A 16088-nucleotide genomic window follows, 5' to 3' on the forward strand; every position below is an offset into this window, starting at 1 on the left:
AACGGAGTTCCACTATTCGGAACTCTGTTCCGGTCCCGGTGCCGCCGTCGAGCTGCGCACCACCAGCGTCGCTTCCATCAGGGCATCGCCTTCCGGCATCGGCGCATCGCCGACCATGATGGCGACGGCGCTTGCCGCGATGCTGGCGACGGGCTGGCGGATGGTCGTCAGCCGCGGGGTGACCAGGTTTGCAAGCGGAATATCGTCGAAACCGATGATCGAAACATCGCCCGGCACGCTTAGTCCGAGGTCCGTCGCGGCACGAATGAGGCCGATCGCCTGCTGGTCGCTGGCGGTGGCCACGGCGGTCGGCCGCACGCCAGGCGCCCGTTGCAGCAGGAACCGGCCGAGGGCCTCGCCGGACTGGTAGTCGAACTGCCCGCTGACGCATACGGCCTCGATATCTGCTTCCGCCAGCGCCTGCACGAAGCCTTCCCGGCGTTGGCGCGACACCGGCGCATCGTCCGGACCGGCAATATAGGCGATGCGCCTGTGGCCGAGGTCGATGAGATGGCGCGCCGCCAATCCCGCCCCGGCGCGATGATCGACGGAGATCAGCGGATGGCCGCCGAACGGCCTGTCGACGGCGATGGTCAGCAATTCGCGCTCTTTCCAGCCCGTCGGCCCGCCGGACTGGGTGGGGACGACGATCATGCCGGTGGGATAGCTCTTGAGCAGGCTGGTGATCTGCGCCGCCTCGATGGCCGGGTCGTCATTGGTGATGCACAGCAGCACCGAATAGCCGGCGCCTGATGCGGAGGCTTCCACATGCTTGGCGAGTTCGGCGAAGAACGGATTGGTGATGTCGGGTATGACGAGGCCGATCATGTCGGTCCGGTTGCGGCGCAATCCCCTGGCGACGCCACTCGGCTGGAAGTTCAATTCGCGGATCGTCGCCTCGACGGTCTCGCGCAGTTCCTTTCCGACGGTCTTGTTCTTGGCAAGCACGCGCGAGACGGTGCCGACCGATACATTGGCCCGTGCCGCGACGTCCTTGATATTGACCATGCTCTATGCCTGCCTGCTTCTCGTGTAACGCACTGAATATCTGGCGTTTTTACCGGAGTTGCGACGTTACTCCAACCGCATGAGGAAAGAAAGAAACAGGATTTACTCCATCACGGCCGCATGGTCGGAAGCAACTGGCGCCGTGCGCGGCGTGCGCAGCAGCAGGACCAGCGGTATCGACACGATGGACATGAACATCAGCAGCTTGAAATCGTCCATATAGGCGATGATCGTCGCCTGGCTGGTGATGATGTTGTCGAGCGCGGCCCGTCCGCCGGCCGTCAGCGGGTTGAGATGCTGCAGGATCGCCGGCGCGTTGAAGCCATGGTTGAACGGCGTCACATAGGAGGCGATCGACTCGTGGTTGGTCTGCACGTTTTCGGTGATCAGGGCGGTGACGACGGCGATGCCGACGCTTGAGCCGATATTGCGCGAGAGATTGTAGAGGCCCGTGCCCTGGCCGCGCAGCGGAGCGGGCAGGGTGGCGAAGGCGATCGTCGTCAGCGGCACGAACAGGAAGCCGAGCCCGGCGCCCTGGACGAAGCCCACATAGACGATGGTCCATTGCGAAACGTCCGGCGTCCAGCCCGTCATGTCGTACATGGCCCAGGCGGTGAGGCTGAAGCCGAGCACGAGCAGGATGCGCGTATCGACCTTGCCGATCAGCCGTCCGACGATGAACATGCAGGCCATCGTGCCGATGCCGCGCGGACCCATGACGATGCCGGCCGTGATGACCGGATAGCCCATCAGCGTCTGCAGATAGGGCGTCATCAATGCCAGCGAGGCGAGATAGGTGACGCCGATGACGAAGATGAAGAACATGCTGACCGAGAAATTGCGGTCGAGGAACAGGCGCGGATTGACGAAGGAATTTTGCGCCGTGAACGTATGCACGAGGAAGAGATAGAACGCGCCGGCGCAGACCAGCGCTTCGAGCTGGATCTCGCCCGATGAGAACCAGTCCAGCTGCTCGCCCCGGTCGAGGAACAGCTGCAATGCGCCTATGGCGACGCTGAGCATGCCGAAGCCGAACCAGTCGAGCTTGGCGCTCCATTCCCGCGCCGTTTCCGAAACGAAGGCGACGATGCCGAAGAATGCCAGCATGCCGATCGGGACATTGATGTAGAAGACCCAGCGCCAGCTGATATTGTCGGTGAGCCAGCCGCCGATGACCGGGCCGAGCACCGGTCCGACCATGACCGAGACGCCGAAAAGCGCCATCGCCTTGCCGCGCTCCTCGACCGAATAGATGTCCAGCAATATGCCCTGGGACAGAGGCACCAGCGCGGCGCCGAACAGGCCCTGCAGCAGGCGGAAGATGACGATCTGCGGCAGCGATTGCGCCAGGCCGCACAGCACCGAGGCGACGACGAAGCCGACGATGGCGGTCAGCAGCACGTTCTTGCGGCCGAAGCGTGCGGCGAGGAAGCCGGAAGGCGGCGTCATGATCGCCGCCGCGACGATATAGGAGGTCAGCACCCAGTTGATCTGGTCCGCGCTGGCGGAAACGCTGCCCTGGATATAGGGCAGCGCCACATTGGCGATCGTGGTGTCCAGCGCCTGCATGATCACCGCCAGGATGACGCAGGCGGTGATCATGCCGCGATTGGCGACCGGGGTGCTGGCTGCTTGCTCGGACATGGCCTAGCCGTGACGCGAGCCGAAAAGGTCCTGCAGGAAGCTCGGCAGGCCGCGGGCATGGGCGGTGTCGACGCCGATCTCGACGCTCATGCCCATGCGCAGCGGCGGCTTGCCTTCCATGTTCTCGATGCTGACGAGCATGGGGATGCGCTGGACTACCTTCACCCAGTTGCCGGTGGTGTTCTGCGCCGGCAGCAGCGAAAAGCTCGAGCCGGAGGCGGGGCTGATGCTGGCCACCGTGCCGCTCCAGCTTTCGCCGGGATAGGTATCGACCGTGATGGTGACCTTCTGCCCTTCGCGCACATGGGTCAGCTCGGTTTCCTTGGGGCTGGCCGCGATCCACATATGGGTGGTCGAAACGAGGCTGAAGCCGGATTGCGCCGCCTGCAGATAGGACCCGACCTGCAGCGCGCTCACATTGGTCACGATACCGTCGAACGGCGCGCGGACGACCGTATGGTCGAGATTCCGCCTGGCATTGTCGACTGCGGCCTTGGCCGCGAGAAAGGACGGGTTCTGCTCGACCGGGCCATCGGCCCGGTTGCCGAGCTGCGCGAGAATGGCCGCGGCCTCGGCCATCGCCACATCCACCTTCTGCTGCGCGGCGTCGAGATCATGCTTGGCCTGGTCGTAGACCGCCTTCGACGCAGCGGCGCTGGCGGTGAGATCGTGCTGGCGTTGCAGCGTCTTCTCGAAGAAGGGAATATCCGCCTGCGCCTGGGTGATTTCGGCCTGCGCCTGCCGGTAGCTCGCTTCGAGGTTGAGGATCTGGTTTCGCACCACGCCCAATTGTGCTTCCGCGCCTTCGAGCGCGATGGCAAAGGGCGCGGCATCGAGGCGGAAAAGCACGTCGCCGCGGCGAACCTGCTGGTTGTCCCGCACCTCGACCGACTGCACGATGCCGGAGACATCGGTGGAGATGCCAACCATGTCCGCCTGCACATAGGCATTGTCGGTGGTCATGACCTGGCCGCCGGTCACATAGAAATAGCCTCCCGCCAGCACCGCGACCGGCAGCAGCGCGAACAGCAATTGCCGCGTCCGGCTGGTTTTCTGGCGCCTGGGCGCGGGAATGTCCGGCGCCACGCCGGCAGTGGAACCGCGTTCCATCTGCGGCGCTGCAGCTTCGGGATTGGGGTCCTGTTTTTCCAGGACGACGGACCTGTCGTTTTCGGCAGCACGAAGGGGGTTCGAACCATCAGCCATGATCTGTCTCTCTGTCCTCGACCGGCGTCTGGCAGGCGTCGATCAGGTTGCTTTTCATTTGTGTCAGGGTGCGAATGAGATGTTCGCGATCTTCGGCGGAGATGTCGGCCAGCGCCTCGGCGCGCGTCGTATCGCCGATGGCGCGGATCGAAGCGAGAAGCGGCCGCGTCTCGTCCTTCAGATAGAGCAGCCAGAGCCGCCGATCCGTCGGGTGCTTGCGTCTTTCGATGAAGCCGCGCTGTTCGAGCTTGTCCAGGATGCGCACGAGGGTGATCGGCTCGATCTCCAGTATCTCCGCCAGGCCGGCCTGGTGGATGCCCTCATTCTTGGCGAGATAGGCCAGCGTCTGCCATTGCGAACGCGTCAGGCCGAGATGCTTCGCCCGCTGCTCGAATCGCTTTCGCAGCAGGCGCGCCACCTCGTGAAGCAGGAAGCCAAGGGTAGGGGCGTTATCCATGATGAAGGGTGAGAAAACTCGTAAGTATGCTTATGACAGCCATACATATAGCACTTATCCATAGGCTTGCAAGCGCATGGAACGGCAGGCTGCGTCACGGCAGCGTGAACGATGATAAGCTTGAAATCGGCGGCCGAGCCGAGATTTCGTCGCCGATCAGGGCGAAGGCAGGGCCGGGTCAGGGTGAAGGCAGGCCAGGGTCGGGGGTGAAAGCAGGGTCAGGCGATGGCGCCGGCGGCCCGGGCGAGGCCCCAGTTCAACAATTCGTCGGCGCGCGCCCCGCTTGCCGCCTCGGCGTAGCAGCGCAGTTCGGGCGCATTGCCCGATGCGCGGTAATGCACGACTTCGCCGCTCTCCAGCACCACGCGCACGCCATCGATGCAGTCATGATCCTCCACCGGCCCGAGATCGGCAAAGAAGGCATTCCGCACGGCCTCCCCGGTCAGGCTGTCGAGGAAGGGCGTGCTGCGCGCCGCATCGACATGCTCGATCCGGCCGCTGCGGGTGAAACGCGCCGGCAGCGAAGCGGCGAGCGCCGATACCGGCTGGCCTTGCCCTGCCGCCATGCCGAGCACCGCCAGGATCGGCAGCATGGCATCGCGCGTCGGCAGCGCAGCGATCGTCCCGGTATCGGAGGCGATGGCGGAGCCGAGCAGCACGCCGCCATTCGCCTCGAAGCCGACGATCCGCTTGCAGCCATTGGCCGCCGCAAGCTGCATGCCTTCGATGACGAAGGGCGAACCGACCTTGGTCCGGTAGACTTTCTGGAACAGATGGCTCTGCTCGATGGCGGTATTGGAAGTCACCGGGGTGACCACGGCATCGGCGCCGACATGGTGCGCCGTCAACAGGCCGAGCGTATCGCCGCGCAGGAAAGTACCCGTCTCGTCGGCGACGAGCGGACGGTCGGCATCGCCATCGGTCGAAACCAGCGCATCGAGTTTTTCCTCGCGGCAGGCGCGCAAGGCGAATTCGATGTCCTCGGCGCGCAGCGCCTCGGTATCGATGGGTATGAAGCTGTCGGACCGCCCGAGCGTCACCACATCCGCGCCGAGCGCACCGAGCACGTCGGCGAGGAGATCGCGCCCGACGGCGCTGTGCTGGTAGACGCCGATGCGCCTGCCATCGAGGCTGCCGGCGGCGAGAATGGATGCGCAGCGGGCGCGGTAGGCATCGAGCGCCGAGCGATCGACCGGCCAATCCGCCGATGCTGCCACGGGAGGCTCGTCCGCGGCGCCGTCCTGCGGCAGCGCAGCGATGATCCCGGCCTCGTCGGCCTTGTCGATTTCGCCGTCCGGGCGATAGAATTTGAGGCCGTTGCGGTCGGCCGGGATATGGCTGCCGGTCACCATGATCGCCGGCGCGCGGAGGCCGAGGGCGCGGGCGGCAAGTGCCGGCGTGGGCAGGGGGCCGCAATTCTCGATGTCCATGCCGAGGGCTGCCGCCGCCGACATGCAGGCGGCTGCCATGCGCGGGCTGCTGTCGCGTAGATCGTAGCCGATCAGCAGCCGCATGCCGGCCTTGACGCCATGCGCGCCGATCAGATGCGTGAGGAAGGCGCGGGTATAGGCCGCACAGACGCTGTCGGGCAGTTCGGTGACCAATCCGCGAAGCCCGCTGGTGCCAAATTTCAAGCTTGTCATTCCATGATCCGATTGGGCCGCACCGACGCCGGCCGGCGGAAGCGCGAAGAACTGATAGTCTCGGATATCATATTATCGGTCGAAGAAAAACAAATAGCAAAAGTTGCAATGAAAGGGTTTGCATATCCGCAGAATTCCACTATATGACGACCGCACCGACGCGGTGGACACACCGCCATGGACTGTTGGGGAATAGGTTAACGGTAGACCCACGGACTCTGACTCCGTTAGTCCTGGTTCGAATCCAGGTTCCCCAGCCAGTCGGTTTTCTCGTAAGATTTAGATAGTCAGCCTGTTGGCAAGCGGCGAGCCGGAATGATTCCCTGCTTGTCACGGACATTATTCTGCTGGAACGGGGCGGGTATTGGAAATCTTCCGCTGCCGATACCGGCCTGGCATCGTTCCGAACAATCCCGATCGGGTTGATAATGCCATAATCAGTTCATCTCTACGCAAAATCGTCCCGATCAGTTCTTTTTGATGCAATTGCAACTGAAATATGCTTAAATCATCCCGAAAGGGACGAAAATGGACGATGTAGATAGCAGTGTCGTCTTGGGGCAATTGATCCGGGCAGAACGCAAACGTCAGAAGCTGACCCAGGAGCAGCTTGCGGCGCTGGCAGGTGTCGGTGTGCGGTTCGTGCGTGAACTCGAGAGCGGCAAAGACAGTTGCCGTATCGGCCTGGCCTTCATGGTGTTGCAGACGCTGGGTCTGTCGGTGTCGGTGACCGGGCGAGGCATCAGCTGATGCCCCGCACGCTCGATGTCTATCTCTCCGACACAAAGGCGGGTGTGCTTGAACAGGCCGATGATGCCCAACTCGGTTTCACCTACGACCGCGACTATCTCGACACGAAGGCCGCGCCGATTTCGATTTCCATGCCGCCGCGCGAAGAGACCTATGCCGACGCCATAACCCGTCCCTACTTTTCCGGCCTGCTACCGGACGAAAGAGCACGTCGGCGATTGGCATCCGCCTTGGGCGTATCTCACGAGAATGCGTTCGGCCTCCTGGAAATAATCGGCGGCGAGTGCGCGGGCGCATTGTCACTTCTGCCGCGTGGCAAGCCATTGCCCGATTTCTCGGCCAGAAACATCCAGCCGCTCGGTGAGAAGCGTCTCATCGAAATTCTCGCCCTGCTTCGCGAACGCCCCCTGCTCGGCGGCGAACAGGGCGTGCGCCTCTCTCTCGCCGGAGCACAGGACAAGCTGGCCGTTTGCCTGATTGATGGCGAGATCGCCTTGCCGGAGGATGGTCGCCCTACGACGCACATCCTGAAACCCTTCGTCGAGGGCCTTGATGGAACCGTCGACAACGAAGTCTTCTGCATGCTGCTTGCGGCCAGGCTTGGGCTGGATGCGCCGGCCGTGTCCAGGGCTTCGGCCGGCAAGACCGATTTCATACTGGTCGAACGCTACGATCGCATTCAAGAATCAGACGGCACAATCCGCAAGCTGCACCAGGAGGATTTCTGCCAGGCGCTTGGCGTGCCGCCGGAGCTCAAATATGAGGAGGAGGGAGGTCCCGGGGTCGTTCGATCGCAGCAGTTGATCCAGCGCGTCACGGAGCGACCCGCGGCGGATCGGCTGGAATTCCAGCGGCGGTTGATTTTCCACTATCTGGTCGGCAATGCGGATGCTCATGCGAAGAACTATGCACTGCTCTATCGTCGGGACGCACCTGAGCTCGCTCCCATCTACGACGTCCTCTGCACGGCCGCATATCCACGGCTTTCGAAAAATATGGCGATGAAGATCGGCGGACGATCGCTCGCCGATACGATCCACCTGGAGCAATGGCACTCACTCGTTGCATCGACCCAGGCGGCGCGGCGATTGCTTGCCACCGATCTCGCGAAGATGGCCAACACCATAGAGGCAGAGGCGGACACGCTCCTGAGCGAGCTCGGCGAGGGGAGGCCGTTGCCCCCCGTTCTCAAGACTGTCCGGAAGATGATCGGAACCCGTGCCGCCCTGGTCCTGCGGGCGCTCGACAAGACGGGGTGATGCCCCCGCTCACCACGGCGATGCCGCGGCCATCAATTGCCGGTCGGCACCGGGCATGACATGTCGCCTTCCTGGCAGTTCAGGTAGGTCTTCAGATTGTCGATGCGCGTCTGCGTCATCCCGTCGAGGCACGAGCTTCTTATGAATGGCTGGGCGCTGCCGCCGGCAACCGCAGAGCTCGAAAATTCGCACTCCGCGTCGCGAAACGCGATCCAGGCCTTCTGCGCCGAAACCAGGAGCCTGGTCGTATCGGCATCGCCCTTGAGTCGCTGTTCGATTCGTTTGTAGAGCCGGTTCAATTCGGCATCCGACGTCTGGTAGGCCTTGCCGGCACAGATGTTCATGTCGGTCTGGTTGGTCAAATCTCCGCAATTTTCCCGGGCCAGGACAGGGGCGGAAGAGGCCAGGAAAATCAGGGCGATAGCGGCTGTCGATCTCATGGTCAGGGTCTCCTCCGGGGGCGCTGTCGCAGCCTAGGCTGCCTTTTGCCATTGATCAACACGTGTCGATCGGTCTATCCTGAGCGACATGGTACAGCAAAGTTGGATATTACTCGTTCTGCTTGGCTCGGCTTTCCTGATGGGGCTTCTGCTCTGGCTGACGGAAAAGTTCGAACAGGATGACCGCCGCATGGAGCGGGCGCCAAAGCCGACGAAGCAGTTGAGACGCGACTAGGCTTTCCGCAGCATCTGGCTGTTCCGCGCTTCGAAAGCGCAGTCCTGCCCGCTTCGCTGGTTGAAGTCGAGTTCGAGATCCGCCCGGCGCCCCGATAGGGCGCCGCATCCTTTGCATCTTCGGCATCCATCCGAGCAGCCTGCGATACGCCTTGCGCCGCCGAACTTCCAGCGATGCCAATAGTCCGACAATTCTGCAAATCCCGGCAGGGCATGATCAGCAGTGGAACCGAAGCGGGTTTCGCCGGTTGAGATAGCTGGAACCGGTGATCCATGACTGATGACGAGCGCAGGAAGGTGGCGAGGACCCTCAAGAATAGCCGCAACAGGGGCTATCTGGGCAAGGCCCTTCGCACGCTCGAATCCCCCACGGAAGGCAATGCCCGCTTTGACGATATGCTCGAGCGGCTGGACAAGGCAGCATGCGCCCTTCGGCGGGCTCGGGATGAGGGCAGTGTTCAGCGCTGATATTGCTGGTCGGTCACGTGCTCCATCCAGTCGACGACCTTGCCGTCGAGATTTTCCTGTATGGCGATATGGGTCATCGCTGTCTGCGGCGAAGCGCCGTGCCAGTGCTTCTCGCCGGGCTCGAACCAGACGACATCGCCGGGGCGGATTTCTTCGATCGGCCCGCCTTCGCGCTGCACGAGGCCGAGCCCGGAGATGACGAGCAGCGTCTGGCCGAGCGGATGCGTGTGCCATGCGGTGCGGGCGCCGGGCTCGAAGGTGACACTGCTCGCGGCGGCGCGCCGCGCCGCGTTAGGCGTGAACAGCGGGTCGATCCGCACCGTGCCGGTGAACCATTCCGCCGGACCCTTGCTCGACGCCTGCGAGCCAATTCTGGTGATTTCCATTCCTGTTCCTTTCCTGCCTGCCGCCCGCTCCGGGCGAGGTGCCATCCCGGATGCCTGCACCCCAGCTTTACCACATTCGGCGCTGCATGGTGATCCGCGACGCCACGAAGGGCGCGGCAATTTTCGTGCAGTGCCTCTCTTTGCTTGCATCAAAATAGAGCGTGCTTCGACAAGCTCAGCATGAGGGAGGTTGGCTCAGCATGAGGGGGATTGATTTGATGGCGGTGAGGTTGGGAGCTTGGGTTTGAAACCTTGCAGAACTAGAACCCTGCAAAACTCTACTCTCCCTCATCCTGAGCTTGTCGAAGGGCGCAACAACGTTTGTGCAATCCCTTTGTGTTGCATCAGCATAGTGCGTGCTTCGACAGGCTCAGCATGAGGGAGGTTGGCTGCAATCCCTTTTCCAGATGCTGGATACGGAAAATCCGCACCACGCCCGCGAAAATCGCGTCTGGTCATTGAAATGGGGGGAGACGGGCGGTCTTCAGCGCGTCAGTGGTATCAGGGTCGAGGTCCGAAGACCGCCCGCGACGTCTTTGCCTGCTGTTGCTGCGCTTGTCAGACGCAACAACCCGGAAAACGAAGCGCCACCTCCGTTTCCTTCTGCAGTTTGCCGGCCGATCGGGGTTGTCACTTCCGACTATCCGGCAACGCCACCCTTCCCCAGCAATCGAAACAGCACCGGAAGCTGCTCCCCCACTGGAAAGGACCTGCACAGAATACCCCGGCTTCAAACAGGGGGGATAAGTTTTTTTGCGTGCCGGAAGGAAGAATGAGCGAAATCAGTGGCTTGCAGGGCAAAATATTTTTTTAGGCCGAAAATCTATCCCACCACGTGGGCCAATTGTGCCCCGTTCAGGGCCCCGGAAAATCTTCATGACAAAACAGACCGCGGGTTTGATTTTTGTTGACTAGCGATTGGGGCTTGTAGGTTGGCCCGCTCTGGTCAATAGTGGCGGCGTTTTTATTGTTTGTATTTTATGGGATTTCATCGGGATGATTTTGACTGGAAGGCATTTGCCTTTGGGTCTGATGCTGGCGCTGTTTTTTGCCGGCCTGATCCAGACCGCGGCCTGGGCGCAAGCCGCTGCAACACCAAATGAAACGCCGACCATCCGATCGCAGCGATTCGGCGATTGTTGTCGCGGAGACTGAAATGCCCCCACCATCCCATACGGCCAGACCAACATCGTTGTCATCCGCAAAACAGGAACGACTGAAGGCGCGAAAATTCTTCACGATAGGTCATGATTATCGAGGTGGAGGGAAGGGGCCCGGGATAAAACTGATAAACGGAAAAGCGCTGATCACCACTGGCATGACCATGTTCTGCCCCCCACGCGGCCGCCGTGGTTTTGCCTTGCCCCTGGCTGAAACACCGCACTTTATCGAAGAAAAAGGGTATCGGCCCACTCGTGATCTCGAAGCCAATGGGTTCTACTGGTTTATCTCCCAGCGTACCAAGGAGGTGTTCGAGTCCGTCGATCCGGAGGGTTTTGCCTTTGTGCCCTGCGATTTTACACTGCCAGATGGCAGCAAAGGCGATCCGCGCTATCTCTGTGATGTCATTCGCGAGCTGGACGCCATCGATGAAGAAAAATCGAAGGTTAAAGTCGAGTACGAAGGTGAATGGAAAGCTTATAATCCAATGGGTGGCGCATCGATCGTTTTTGACGAAGAGCGAACGGGCGATGCACATGTATTCAAGCAGATACATCTTGGCGGTCTCATCTGCGACGATGTCCTTCGCGATGCCTGCAGGTCAGCCGAGCTGACTGGCATCCTGTTTCGCGATGCCGCCGATCTATAACCGAACAGAACATTCGTGTTCTTCGTAACAACCCGGAGACTGAAATGCCCTCAACATTCCGTACGGCCAGACCAACATCGTTGTCATCCGCAAAACAGGAACGACTGAAGGCGCGAAAATTCTTCACGATAGGTCATGATTATCGAGGTGGAGGGAAGGGACCCGGGATAAAACTGATAAACGGAAAAGCGCTGATCACCACTGGCATGACCATGTTCTGCCCCCCACGCGGCCGCCGTGGTTTTGCCTTGCCCCTGGCTGAAACACCGCACTTTATCGAAGAAAAAGGGTATCGGCCCACTCGTGATCTCGAAGCCAATGGGTTCTACTGGTTTATCTCCCAGCGTACCAAGGAGGTGTTCGAGTCCGTCGATCCGGAGGGTTTTGCCTTTGTTCCCTGCGATTTTACACTTCCAGATGGCAGCAAAGGCGACCCGCGCTATCTCTGTGATGTCATTCGCGAACTGGACGCCATCGATGAGGAAAAATCGAAGGTTAAAGTAAACATCGAACCATCGGGGCGAAAAATCTATCATGTTATGGGGGGGGGCTGTTTCTCAATTAGAGACGCGGAAGTCGGGTATTCTCATGTCTTCTCTGATGTCCACTATAGCGGTCTCATCTGCGACGATGTCCTTCGCGATGCCTGCAAGTCAGCCAAGCTGACTGGCATCCTGTTCCGCGATACTGCCGATCTTTGACCGAACGGAACATTCGTGTTCTTCGTAACAACCCGGAGACTGAAACGACCATGATCGACGGTGCAGACCACATTTCCAAAAATCCACAATCCACGACGAAGAAAGCTGTCCAGGTAAAGCGTCGCAAATTCTTCGTTATCAGTCCGGACTATCGTGGTGGTGGCAAAGGTCATGGCATTGATATCGTCAATGAATCTGCGTTGAGGACACCCGGCATGATGGGCTTTTATCCGCCTCGTGGTCGGCGGGGCTTTGTCGATCCACTGCCTGAAACACCGCATGCAAGACAAGGGAAGGGATTTAGGGCCGTCCGTGACCTCGAAAGCCTGGGCCGCTACTGGATGGCTTCGCAGCGTACCAAGGAGGTGTTCGAGTCCGTCGATCCGGGGGGGGTTGCCTTTGTGCCCTGCGATTTTACGCTGCCAGATGGCAGCAAAGGCGATCAGCGCTATCTCTGTGATGTCATTCGGGAACTGGACGCCATCGATGAAGAAAAATCGAAGGTTAAAGTCGAGTACGAAGGTGAATGGAAAGCTTATAATCCAATGGGTGGCGCATCGATCGTTTTTGACGAAGAGCGAACGGACGATGCACATGTATTCAAGCAGATACATCTTGGCGGTCTCATCTGCGACGATGTCCTTCGCGATGCCTGCAGGTCAGCCAAGCTGACTGGCATCCTGTTTCGCGATGCGGCCGATCTTTAACCGAACGGAACATTCGTGTTCTTCGTATGATTCCTTGGAAAAACCATGAACCATGAGCTGGTCTTCGAACTTCAGACAAATGCCGACTTGACGCCCTGGCCGGTGGGGCAGGATTTACTGTCCCAGGTATTTGCTGAGCCGAAGTTGAGGCCGCAAAGGATCGCGACGTTCGGAGAAGTATCTGCTAGACACGGTTTGGACATTGCAGGCATTGAAGACTGCAGAGATCATTGGGCTAATCGGGCGACCTTGCGGGTCAACGGCTCGCTAAGCGAATTCCACCAAGACTTCCACTGGAAGCGGCGCATGGTGCCAAGGTCCCAAGGTTCCGTCAGTTTCAGCACTACGAATATATACGGCGAAATGTTGCCTGCTCGTATTTGGTTCCAGTCACAGTTTGACAAGAATATCGATTGGATTGGGCTATTCGGGTCGTGGTGTGAACTGACGTCGCCCTTTGCAGCGCTGCTCCACCCCTTAAGCCTAACTGATGGCCCTGAAGTCAGCAGCAAGGACGTGACGGATTATACATATGAGGAGGGCGTTCAGCAAAAGGCATGGTCCCGCTATTTGGGCGGCGAACTCTACAGCGAATTCAGAGCTGGGGAGTTGAACAGTCTTGTGTCCGGGCTGACCAATCTCGGATGGGCTTCCTGGTTTGGCCCGAGGTTTGCCATGGAAGTGGATGAACTTGCGATCGCTGGTGCAGGCTTTCCGATCCATAAGATTGGCGATGCCTATCTGGTTCAACTGACCGATGACATTTCCGATGTTGCCAATGATCTGTGCTTATTTTCGATGCGCCGTGCCAAGTTGAAATCGCTGTTCAGGGATAATCTATTCCTAATTACGGACGAGCCGGTATTGAGGAACGTGTGATATCCGCCATCGTCGCAGCGATCGAATTCTGAACGATCCGCGCAATTTCCAGCCTATGGAAGGCACCTTGAACTGTTCCAAAGGCTGCCGGGTCCAGAGAACCGATAATGAATGGCTGAACTACAAGGGTGAACCGCTTGATGCCAATTACAGGGAATGGTTAGGGAGGCAACAAGATGACATAAGAGAATATCTTGAGGGCGTGATTGATAGAATGAACAGAGGATTGGAATGAGATATGCATCCGTAGATTGTGCATCCGTGAGTAGGGCGGAGTTTTTAAGCTATGATCCCGAAGATACGAACATCTTAGGTAGATGGACGAGGGCCTCGGATATCCCTCGCACTGTCCGGCACGCCATGCGCATCTATCTCGGTGTGCCTGACTATTTTTCGCCGCTCGACCTTGGCAAGGAATGGCTGTTTGAACTGACATGCAAGCATCAGCCACGCACCGGCGCCATACTGATGAACGGTGGCGAACTCTTCGTGCGTGCTACTGGCGATAGCATGCCCCTCGAGGACGGCGTCAGGCCCATGGGTTTCCTCCTGGCCATGGGCCTGGAGATCAAGGGCAAGGTCGTCGTGATCAAACGAGGACGCTGGGGTGGAAATCCATCCGACCCGCGTTATGCCGAAACGGCCAGAATGCACGGGGAGAGTCGGCAACTGAGTGTGCCGCCGCCGATAAGCGAAGCCTACTATCACCGTTTTAACGGCATGATCATTCCGGATAGCTGTGTCATTGGCATTGGCGGCCGCATGCTGCCCTATCCGACAATTTCATGGGACACCTGGGATGGGTATCTCGAACGGTTCCGCGGCTACAAGAAGAAATATATGCCGTGGCTGGAGGAGCGGATTCCGGGCATCCGCCACCCCGGAAAGCTCACGCCTTGGATCAATTTCAGGATGTTTCTCTATGCGCCGGGCACGGCCGGCAAACAGGGCGATGCGTTCTTCGTCAAGAACCACATTCAGGATGGCTTGATCTACCATGTGCACGACGGCGATGTGGAGAACATGCGCATTCTTGCCGACCCCGCCGAAGCCATCGACCGCTACTGCGAACATGTGCTGCTGGAGAAGGAAGGCCGCTTCGACTTCATGCCCTACACCCAGGAATGGCGCCCATAGGCTGGGCTGGGGCGTCGTGGTTCAAGCCCGTGGCGAGGACCGCCGGATAGGGAAGGTGATGGTACGAAAGCGATCGGAAATAGCCCTTGCCTGCGAGCAAATCCCTACCGGCTTCATCGAACGAAGGCCGGAATGAGAGCATAAAAAGCAGCTGCTGGATCCGGACTACAAGGTTTGGCTTCGGGATCAGCAAAAAGACATGCGAGAACATCTTCAGGAAAGGATCAACAGAATGCACAGAGGCTTGGAATGAAATACGCCTCCATAGATTGTGCATCCGTGAGTAGGGCGGAGTTTTTAAGCTATGATCCCGAAGATACGAACATCTTAGGTAAATGGACGAGTGCTTCGCAGATCCCTCGCACTGTCCGGCACGCCATGCGCATCTATCTCGGTGTGCCTGACTATTTTTCGCCGCTCGAGCTTGGCAAGGAATGGCTGTTTGAGCTGACATGCAAACATCAGCCGCGCACCGGCGCCATACTGATGAACGGTGGCGAACTCTTCGTGCGTGCTACTGGGGATAGCATGCCCCTCGAGGACGGCGTCAGGCCCATGGGTTTCCTCCTGGCCATGGGCCTGGAGATCAAGGGTAAGGTCGTCGTGATCAAACGAGGACGCTGGGGCGGAAATCCATCCGACCCGCGTTATGCTGAAACGGCCAGAATGCACGGGGAGAGTCGGCAACTGAGTGTGCCACCATCGATAAGCGAAGCCTATTACCACCGTTTTGATGGCATGATCATCCCCAAGTACTGTACCATTGGCATTGGCGGTCGCATGCTGCCCTATCCAACAATTTCATGGCAAGTTTGGGAGACGTATCTCGAACGATTCCGCGGCTACAAGAAGAAATATCTGCCATGGCTTGAGGAGCGGATTCCGGGCATCCGCCACCCCGGAAAGCTCACGCCCTGGATCAATTTCAGGATGTTTCTCTATGCGCCGGGCACGGCCGGCAAGGAGGGCGATGCGTTCTTCGTCAAGAACCACATTCAGGATGGCGTGATCTACCATGTGCACGACGGCGATGTGGAGAACATGCGCATCCTTGCCGACCCCGCCGAAGCCATCGATCGCTACTGCGAACATGTGCTGCTGGAGAAGGAAGGCCGCTTCGACTTCATGCCCTACACCCAGGAATGGCGCCCATAGGCTGGGCCCGGGCGTCGTGGTTCAAGCCGCGGCGAGGGCCGCCGAATAGGGAAGATGGTACGAAAGCGATCGGAAATAGCCCTTGCCTGCGAGTAAATCCCTACCGGCTTCATCGAACGAAGGCCGGAATGAGAGCATAAAAAGCAGCTGCTGGATCCGGACTACAAGGTTTGGTTCGTGATCAGCAAATAGACATACGAGAAT

General features: G+C 59.5%; 18 protein-coding genes and 1 tRNA gene. 12 read left to right on the forward strand and 7 right to left on the reverse strand.

What is annotated here, in order from left to right; all coding sequences use genetic code 11:
• Positions 1–12 precede the first annotated feature (12 nt).
• From OSJ75_RS17525 to OSJ75_RS17545, 5 genes are all read right to left on the reverse strand, one after another.
• Positions 13–1008: a LacI family DNA-binding transcriptional regulator gene (locus tag OSJ75_RS17525; RefSeq protein ID WP_267228915.1), complete on the reverse strand. Its 996-nt coding sequence runs from the start codon at positions 1006–1008 to the stop codon at positions 13–15.
• A 102-nt stretch (positions 1009–1110) separates the two neighbouring features.
• Positions 1111–2652: an MDR family MFS transporter gene (locus OSJ75_RS17530; RefSeq protein ID WP_267228916.1), complete on the reverse strand. Its 1542-nt coding sequence runs from the start codon at positions 2650–2652 to the stop codon at positions 1111–1113.
• A 3-nt stretch (positions 2653–2655) separates the two neighbouring features.
• Positions 2656–3858 carry an HlyD family secretion protein gene (locus tag OSJ75_RS17535; protein WP_416362581.1) on the reverse strand — a complete coding sequence of 401 codons (1203 nt, stop codon included), beginning with the start codon at positions 3856–3858 and terminating at the stop codon, positions 2656–2658.
• Positions 3851–4315 carry a MarR family winged helix-turn-helix transcriptional regulator gene (locus OSJ75_RS17540; RefSeq protein ID WP_250019131.1) on the reverse strand — a complete coding sequence of 155 codons (465 nt, stop codon included), beginning with the start codon at positions 4313–4315 and terminating at the stop codon, positions 3851–3853. The genes OSJ75_RS17535 and OSJ75_RS17540 overlap by 8 nt, the downstream gene beginning before the upstream one ends.
• Positions 4316–4533: 218 nt before the next feature.
• The gene (locus tag OSJ75_RS17545) at positions 4534–5958 is read right to left on the reverse strand and encodes a phosphomannomutase (protein WP_267228917.1); all 1425 of its coding nucleotides are present in this window, start codon (positions 5956–5958) and stop codon (positions 4534–4536) included.
• Between the two features lie 186 nt (positions 5959–6144).
• Here OSJ75_RS17545 and OSJ75_RS17550 point away from each other — a divergent pair.
• The 3 genes from OSJ75_RS17550 (at position 6145) to OSJ75_RS17560 (ending at position 7967) form a co-directional block, all read left to right on the forward strand.
• Positions 6145–6218 (forward strand) — tRNA-Gln (locus OSJ75_RS17550).
• A gap of 268 nt (positions 6219–6486) precedes the next feature.
• Positions 6487–6708: a helix-turn-helix domain-containing protein gene (locus tag OSJ75_RS17555; protein ID WP_250019129.1), complete on the forward strand. Its 222-nt coding sequence runs from the start codon at positions 6487–6489 to the stop codon at positions 6706–6708.
• Positions 6708–7967, forward strand: coding sequence for a type II toxin-antitoxin system HipA family toxin (locus tag OSJ75_RS17560; RefSeq protein ID WP_267228918.1), 1260 nt, complete (start codon positions 6708–6710; stop codon positions 7965–7967). The genes OSJ75_RS17555 and OSJ75_RS17560 overlap by 1 nt, the downstream gene beginning before the upstream one ends.
• Positions 7968–7999: 32 nt before the next feature.
• On the opposite strand, the gene OSJ75_RS17565 is transcribed toward OSJ75_RS17560, so the two are convergent.
• On the reverse strand, positions 8000–8407 hold the full coding sequence (locus tag OSJ75_RS17565; protein WP_267228919.1) for a lysozyme inhibitor LprI family protein: 408 nt from the start codon (positions 8405–8407) through the stop codon (positions 8000–8002).
• Between the two features lie 88 nt (positions 8408–8495).
• Between OSJ75_RS17565 and OSJ75_RS17570 the strand changes: the two genes are divergently transcribed.
• Both OSJ75_RS17570 and OSJ75_RS17575 read left to right on the forward strand, forming a co-directional pair.
• Positions 8496–8642 (forward strand): hypothetical protein, encoded by a 147-nt coding sequence (locus OSJ75_RS17570; RefSeq protein ID WP_267228920.1) that lies wholly within the window; start codon positions 8496–8498, stop codon positions 8640–8642.
• A gap of 272 nt (positions 8643–8914) precedes the next feature.
• Positions 8915–9109: a hypothetical protein gene (locus OSJ75_RS17575; protein ID WP_267228921.1), complete on the forward strand. Its 195-nt coding sequence runs from the start codon at positions 8915–8917 to the stop codon at positions 9107–9109.
• On the opposite strand, the gene OSJ75_RS17580 is transcribed toward OSJ75_RS17575, so the two are convergent.
• A complete protein-coding gene (locus OSJ75_RS17580; RefSeq protein WP_250019124.1) occupies positions 9100–9495 on the reverse strand; it encodes a cupin domain-containing protein in 396 nt (131 codons plus the stop codon). The genes OSJ75_RS17575 and OSJ75_RS17580 overlap by 10 nt on opposite strands.
• 918 nt (positions 9496–10413) lie before the next feature.
• On the opposite strand from OSJ75_RS17580, the gene OSJ75_RS17585 reads away from it, so the two are divergent.
• The 7 genes from OSJ75_RS17585 to OSJ75_RS17615 all read left to right on the forward strand — a co-directional run bounded on the left by OSJ75_RS17585 (position 10414) and on the right by OSJ75_RS17615 (position 15884).
• A complete protein-coding gene (locus OSJ75_RS17585) occupies positions 10414–10650 on the forward strand; it encodes a hypothetical protein (RefSeq protein WP_267228922.1) in 237 nt (78 codons plus the stop codon).
• A 1-nt stretch (position 10651) separates the two neighbouring features.
• The gene (locus tag OSJ75_RS17590) at positions 10652–11305 is read left to right on the forward strand and encodes an imm11 family protein (RefSeq protein WP_267228923.1); all 654 of its coding nucleotides are present in this window, start codon (positions 10652–10654) and stop codon (positions 11303–11305) included.
• 44 nt (positions 11306–11349) lie between these two features.
• Positions 11350–12006: an imm11 family protein gene (locus OSJ75_RS17595; protein WP_267228924.1), complete on the forward strand. Its 657-nt coding sequence runs from the start codon at positions 11350–11352 to the stop codon at positions 12004–12006.
• 50 nt (positions 12007–12056) lie between these two features.
• Positions 12057–12713 (forward strand): imm11 family protein, encoded by a 657-nt coding sequence (locus tag OSJ75_RS17600; protein ID WP_267228925.1) that lies wholly within the window; start codon positions 12057–12059, stop codon positions 12711–12713.
• A 45-nt stretch (positions 12714–12758) separates the two neighbouring features.
• Entirely contained in the window at positions 12759–13592 is an 834-nt protein-coding gene (locus tag OSJ75_RS17605) for a hypothetical protein (protein WP_267228926.1), read from the forward strand.
• Between the two features lie 360 nt (positions 13593–13952).
• Positions 13953–14729: a hypothetical protein gene (locus OSJ75_RS17610; RefSeq protein WP_267228927.1), complete on the forward strand. Its 777-nt coding sequence runs from the start codon at positions 13953–13955 to the stop codon at positions 14727–14729.
• Positions 14730–14978: 249 nt separating this feature from the next.
• Positions 14979–15884: a hypothetical protein gene (locus OSJ75_RS17615; RefSeq protein WP_267228928.1), complete on the forward strand. Its 906-nt coding sequence runs from the start codon at positions 14979–14981 to the stop codon at positions 15882–15884.
• Positions 15885–16088 lie beyond the last annotated feature (204 nt).

It is taken from the genome of Phyllobacterium sp. 0TCS1.6A, from assembly GCF_026420825.1.
Taxonomy (GTDB): Bacteria; Pseudomonadota; Alphaproteobacteria; order Rhizobiales; family Rhizobiaceae; genus Phyllobacterium.

Bases quoted from the DNA above. Each gene is read 5' to 3' on its own strand.
- OSJ75_RS17525 (WP_267228915.1), bottom strand. From the start codon at position 1,008: ATGGTCAATATCAAGGACGTCGCGGCACGGGCCAATGTATCGGTCGGC.
- OSJ75_RS17530 (WP_267228916.1), bottom strand. From the start codon at position 2,652: ATGTCCGAGCAAGCAGCCAGCACCCCGGTCGCCAATCGCGGCATGATC.
- OSJ75_RS17535 (WP_416362581.1), bottom strand. From the start codon at position 3,858: ATGGCTGATGGTTCGAACCCCCTTCGTGCTGCCGAAAACGACAGGTCC.
- OSJ75_RS17540 (WP_250019131.1), bottom strand. From the start codon at position 4,315: ATGGATAACGCCCCTACCCTTGGCTTCCTGCTTCACGAGGTGGCGCGC.
- OSJ75_RS17545 (WP_267228917.1), bottom strand. From the start codon at position 5,958: ATGACAAGCTTGAAATTTGGCACCAGCGGGCTTCGCGGATTGGTCACC.
- OSJ75_RS17555 (WP_250019129.1), top strand. From the start codon at position 6,487: ATGGACGATGTAGATAGCAGTGTCGTCTTGGGGCAATTGATCCGGGCA.
- OSJ75_RS17560 (WP_267228918.1), top strand. From the start codon at position 6,708: ATGCCCCGCACGCTCGATGTCTATCTCTCCGACACAAAGGCGGGTGTG.
- OSJ75_RS17565 (WP_267228919.1), bottom strand. From the start codon at position 8,407: ATGAGATCGACAGCCGCTATCGCCCTGATTTTCCTGGCCTCTTCCGCC.
- OSJ75_RS17570 (WP_267228920.1), top strand. From the start codon at position 8,496: ATGGTACAGCAAAGTTGGATATTACTCGTTCTGCTTGGCTCGGCTTTC.
- OSJ75_RS17575 (WP_267228921.1), top strand. From the start codon at position 8,915: ATGACTGATGACGAGCGCAGGAAGGTGGCGAGGACCCTCAAGAATAGC.
- OSJ75_RS17580 (WP_250019124.1), bottom strand. From the start codon at position 9,495: ATGGAAATCACCAGAATTGGCTCGCAGGCGTCGAGCAAGGGTCCGGCG.
- OSJ75_RS17590 (WP_267228923.1), top strand. From the start codon at position 10,652: ATGCCCCCACCATCCCATACGGCCAGACCAACATCGTTGTCATCCGCA.
- OSJ75_RS17595 (WP_267228924.1), top strand. From the start codon at position 11,350: ATGCCCTCAACATTCCGTACGGCCAGACCAACATCGTTGTCATCCGCA.
- OSJ75_RS17600 (WP_267228925.1), top strand. From the start codon at position 12,057: ATGATCGACGGTGCAGACCACATTTCCAAAAATCCACAATCCACGACG.
- OSJ75_RS17605 (WP_267228926.1), top strand. From the start codon at position 12,759: ATGAACCATGAGCTGGTCTTCGAACTTCAGACAAATGCCGACTTGACG.
- OSJ75_RS17610 (WP_267228927.1), top strand. From the start codon at position 13,953: ATGCGCATCTATCTCGGTGTGCCTGACTATTTTTCGCCGCTCGACCTT.
- OSJ75_RS17615 (WP_267228928.1), top strand. From the start codon at position 14,979: ATGAAATACGCCTCCATAGATTGTGCATCCGTGAGTAGGGCGGAGTTT.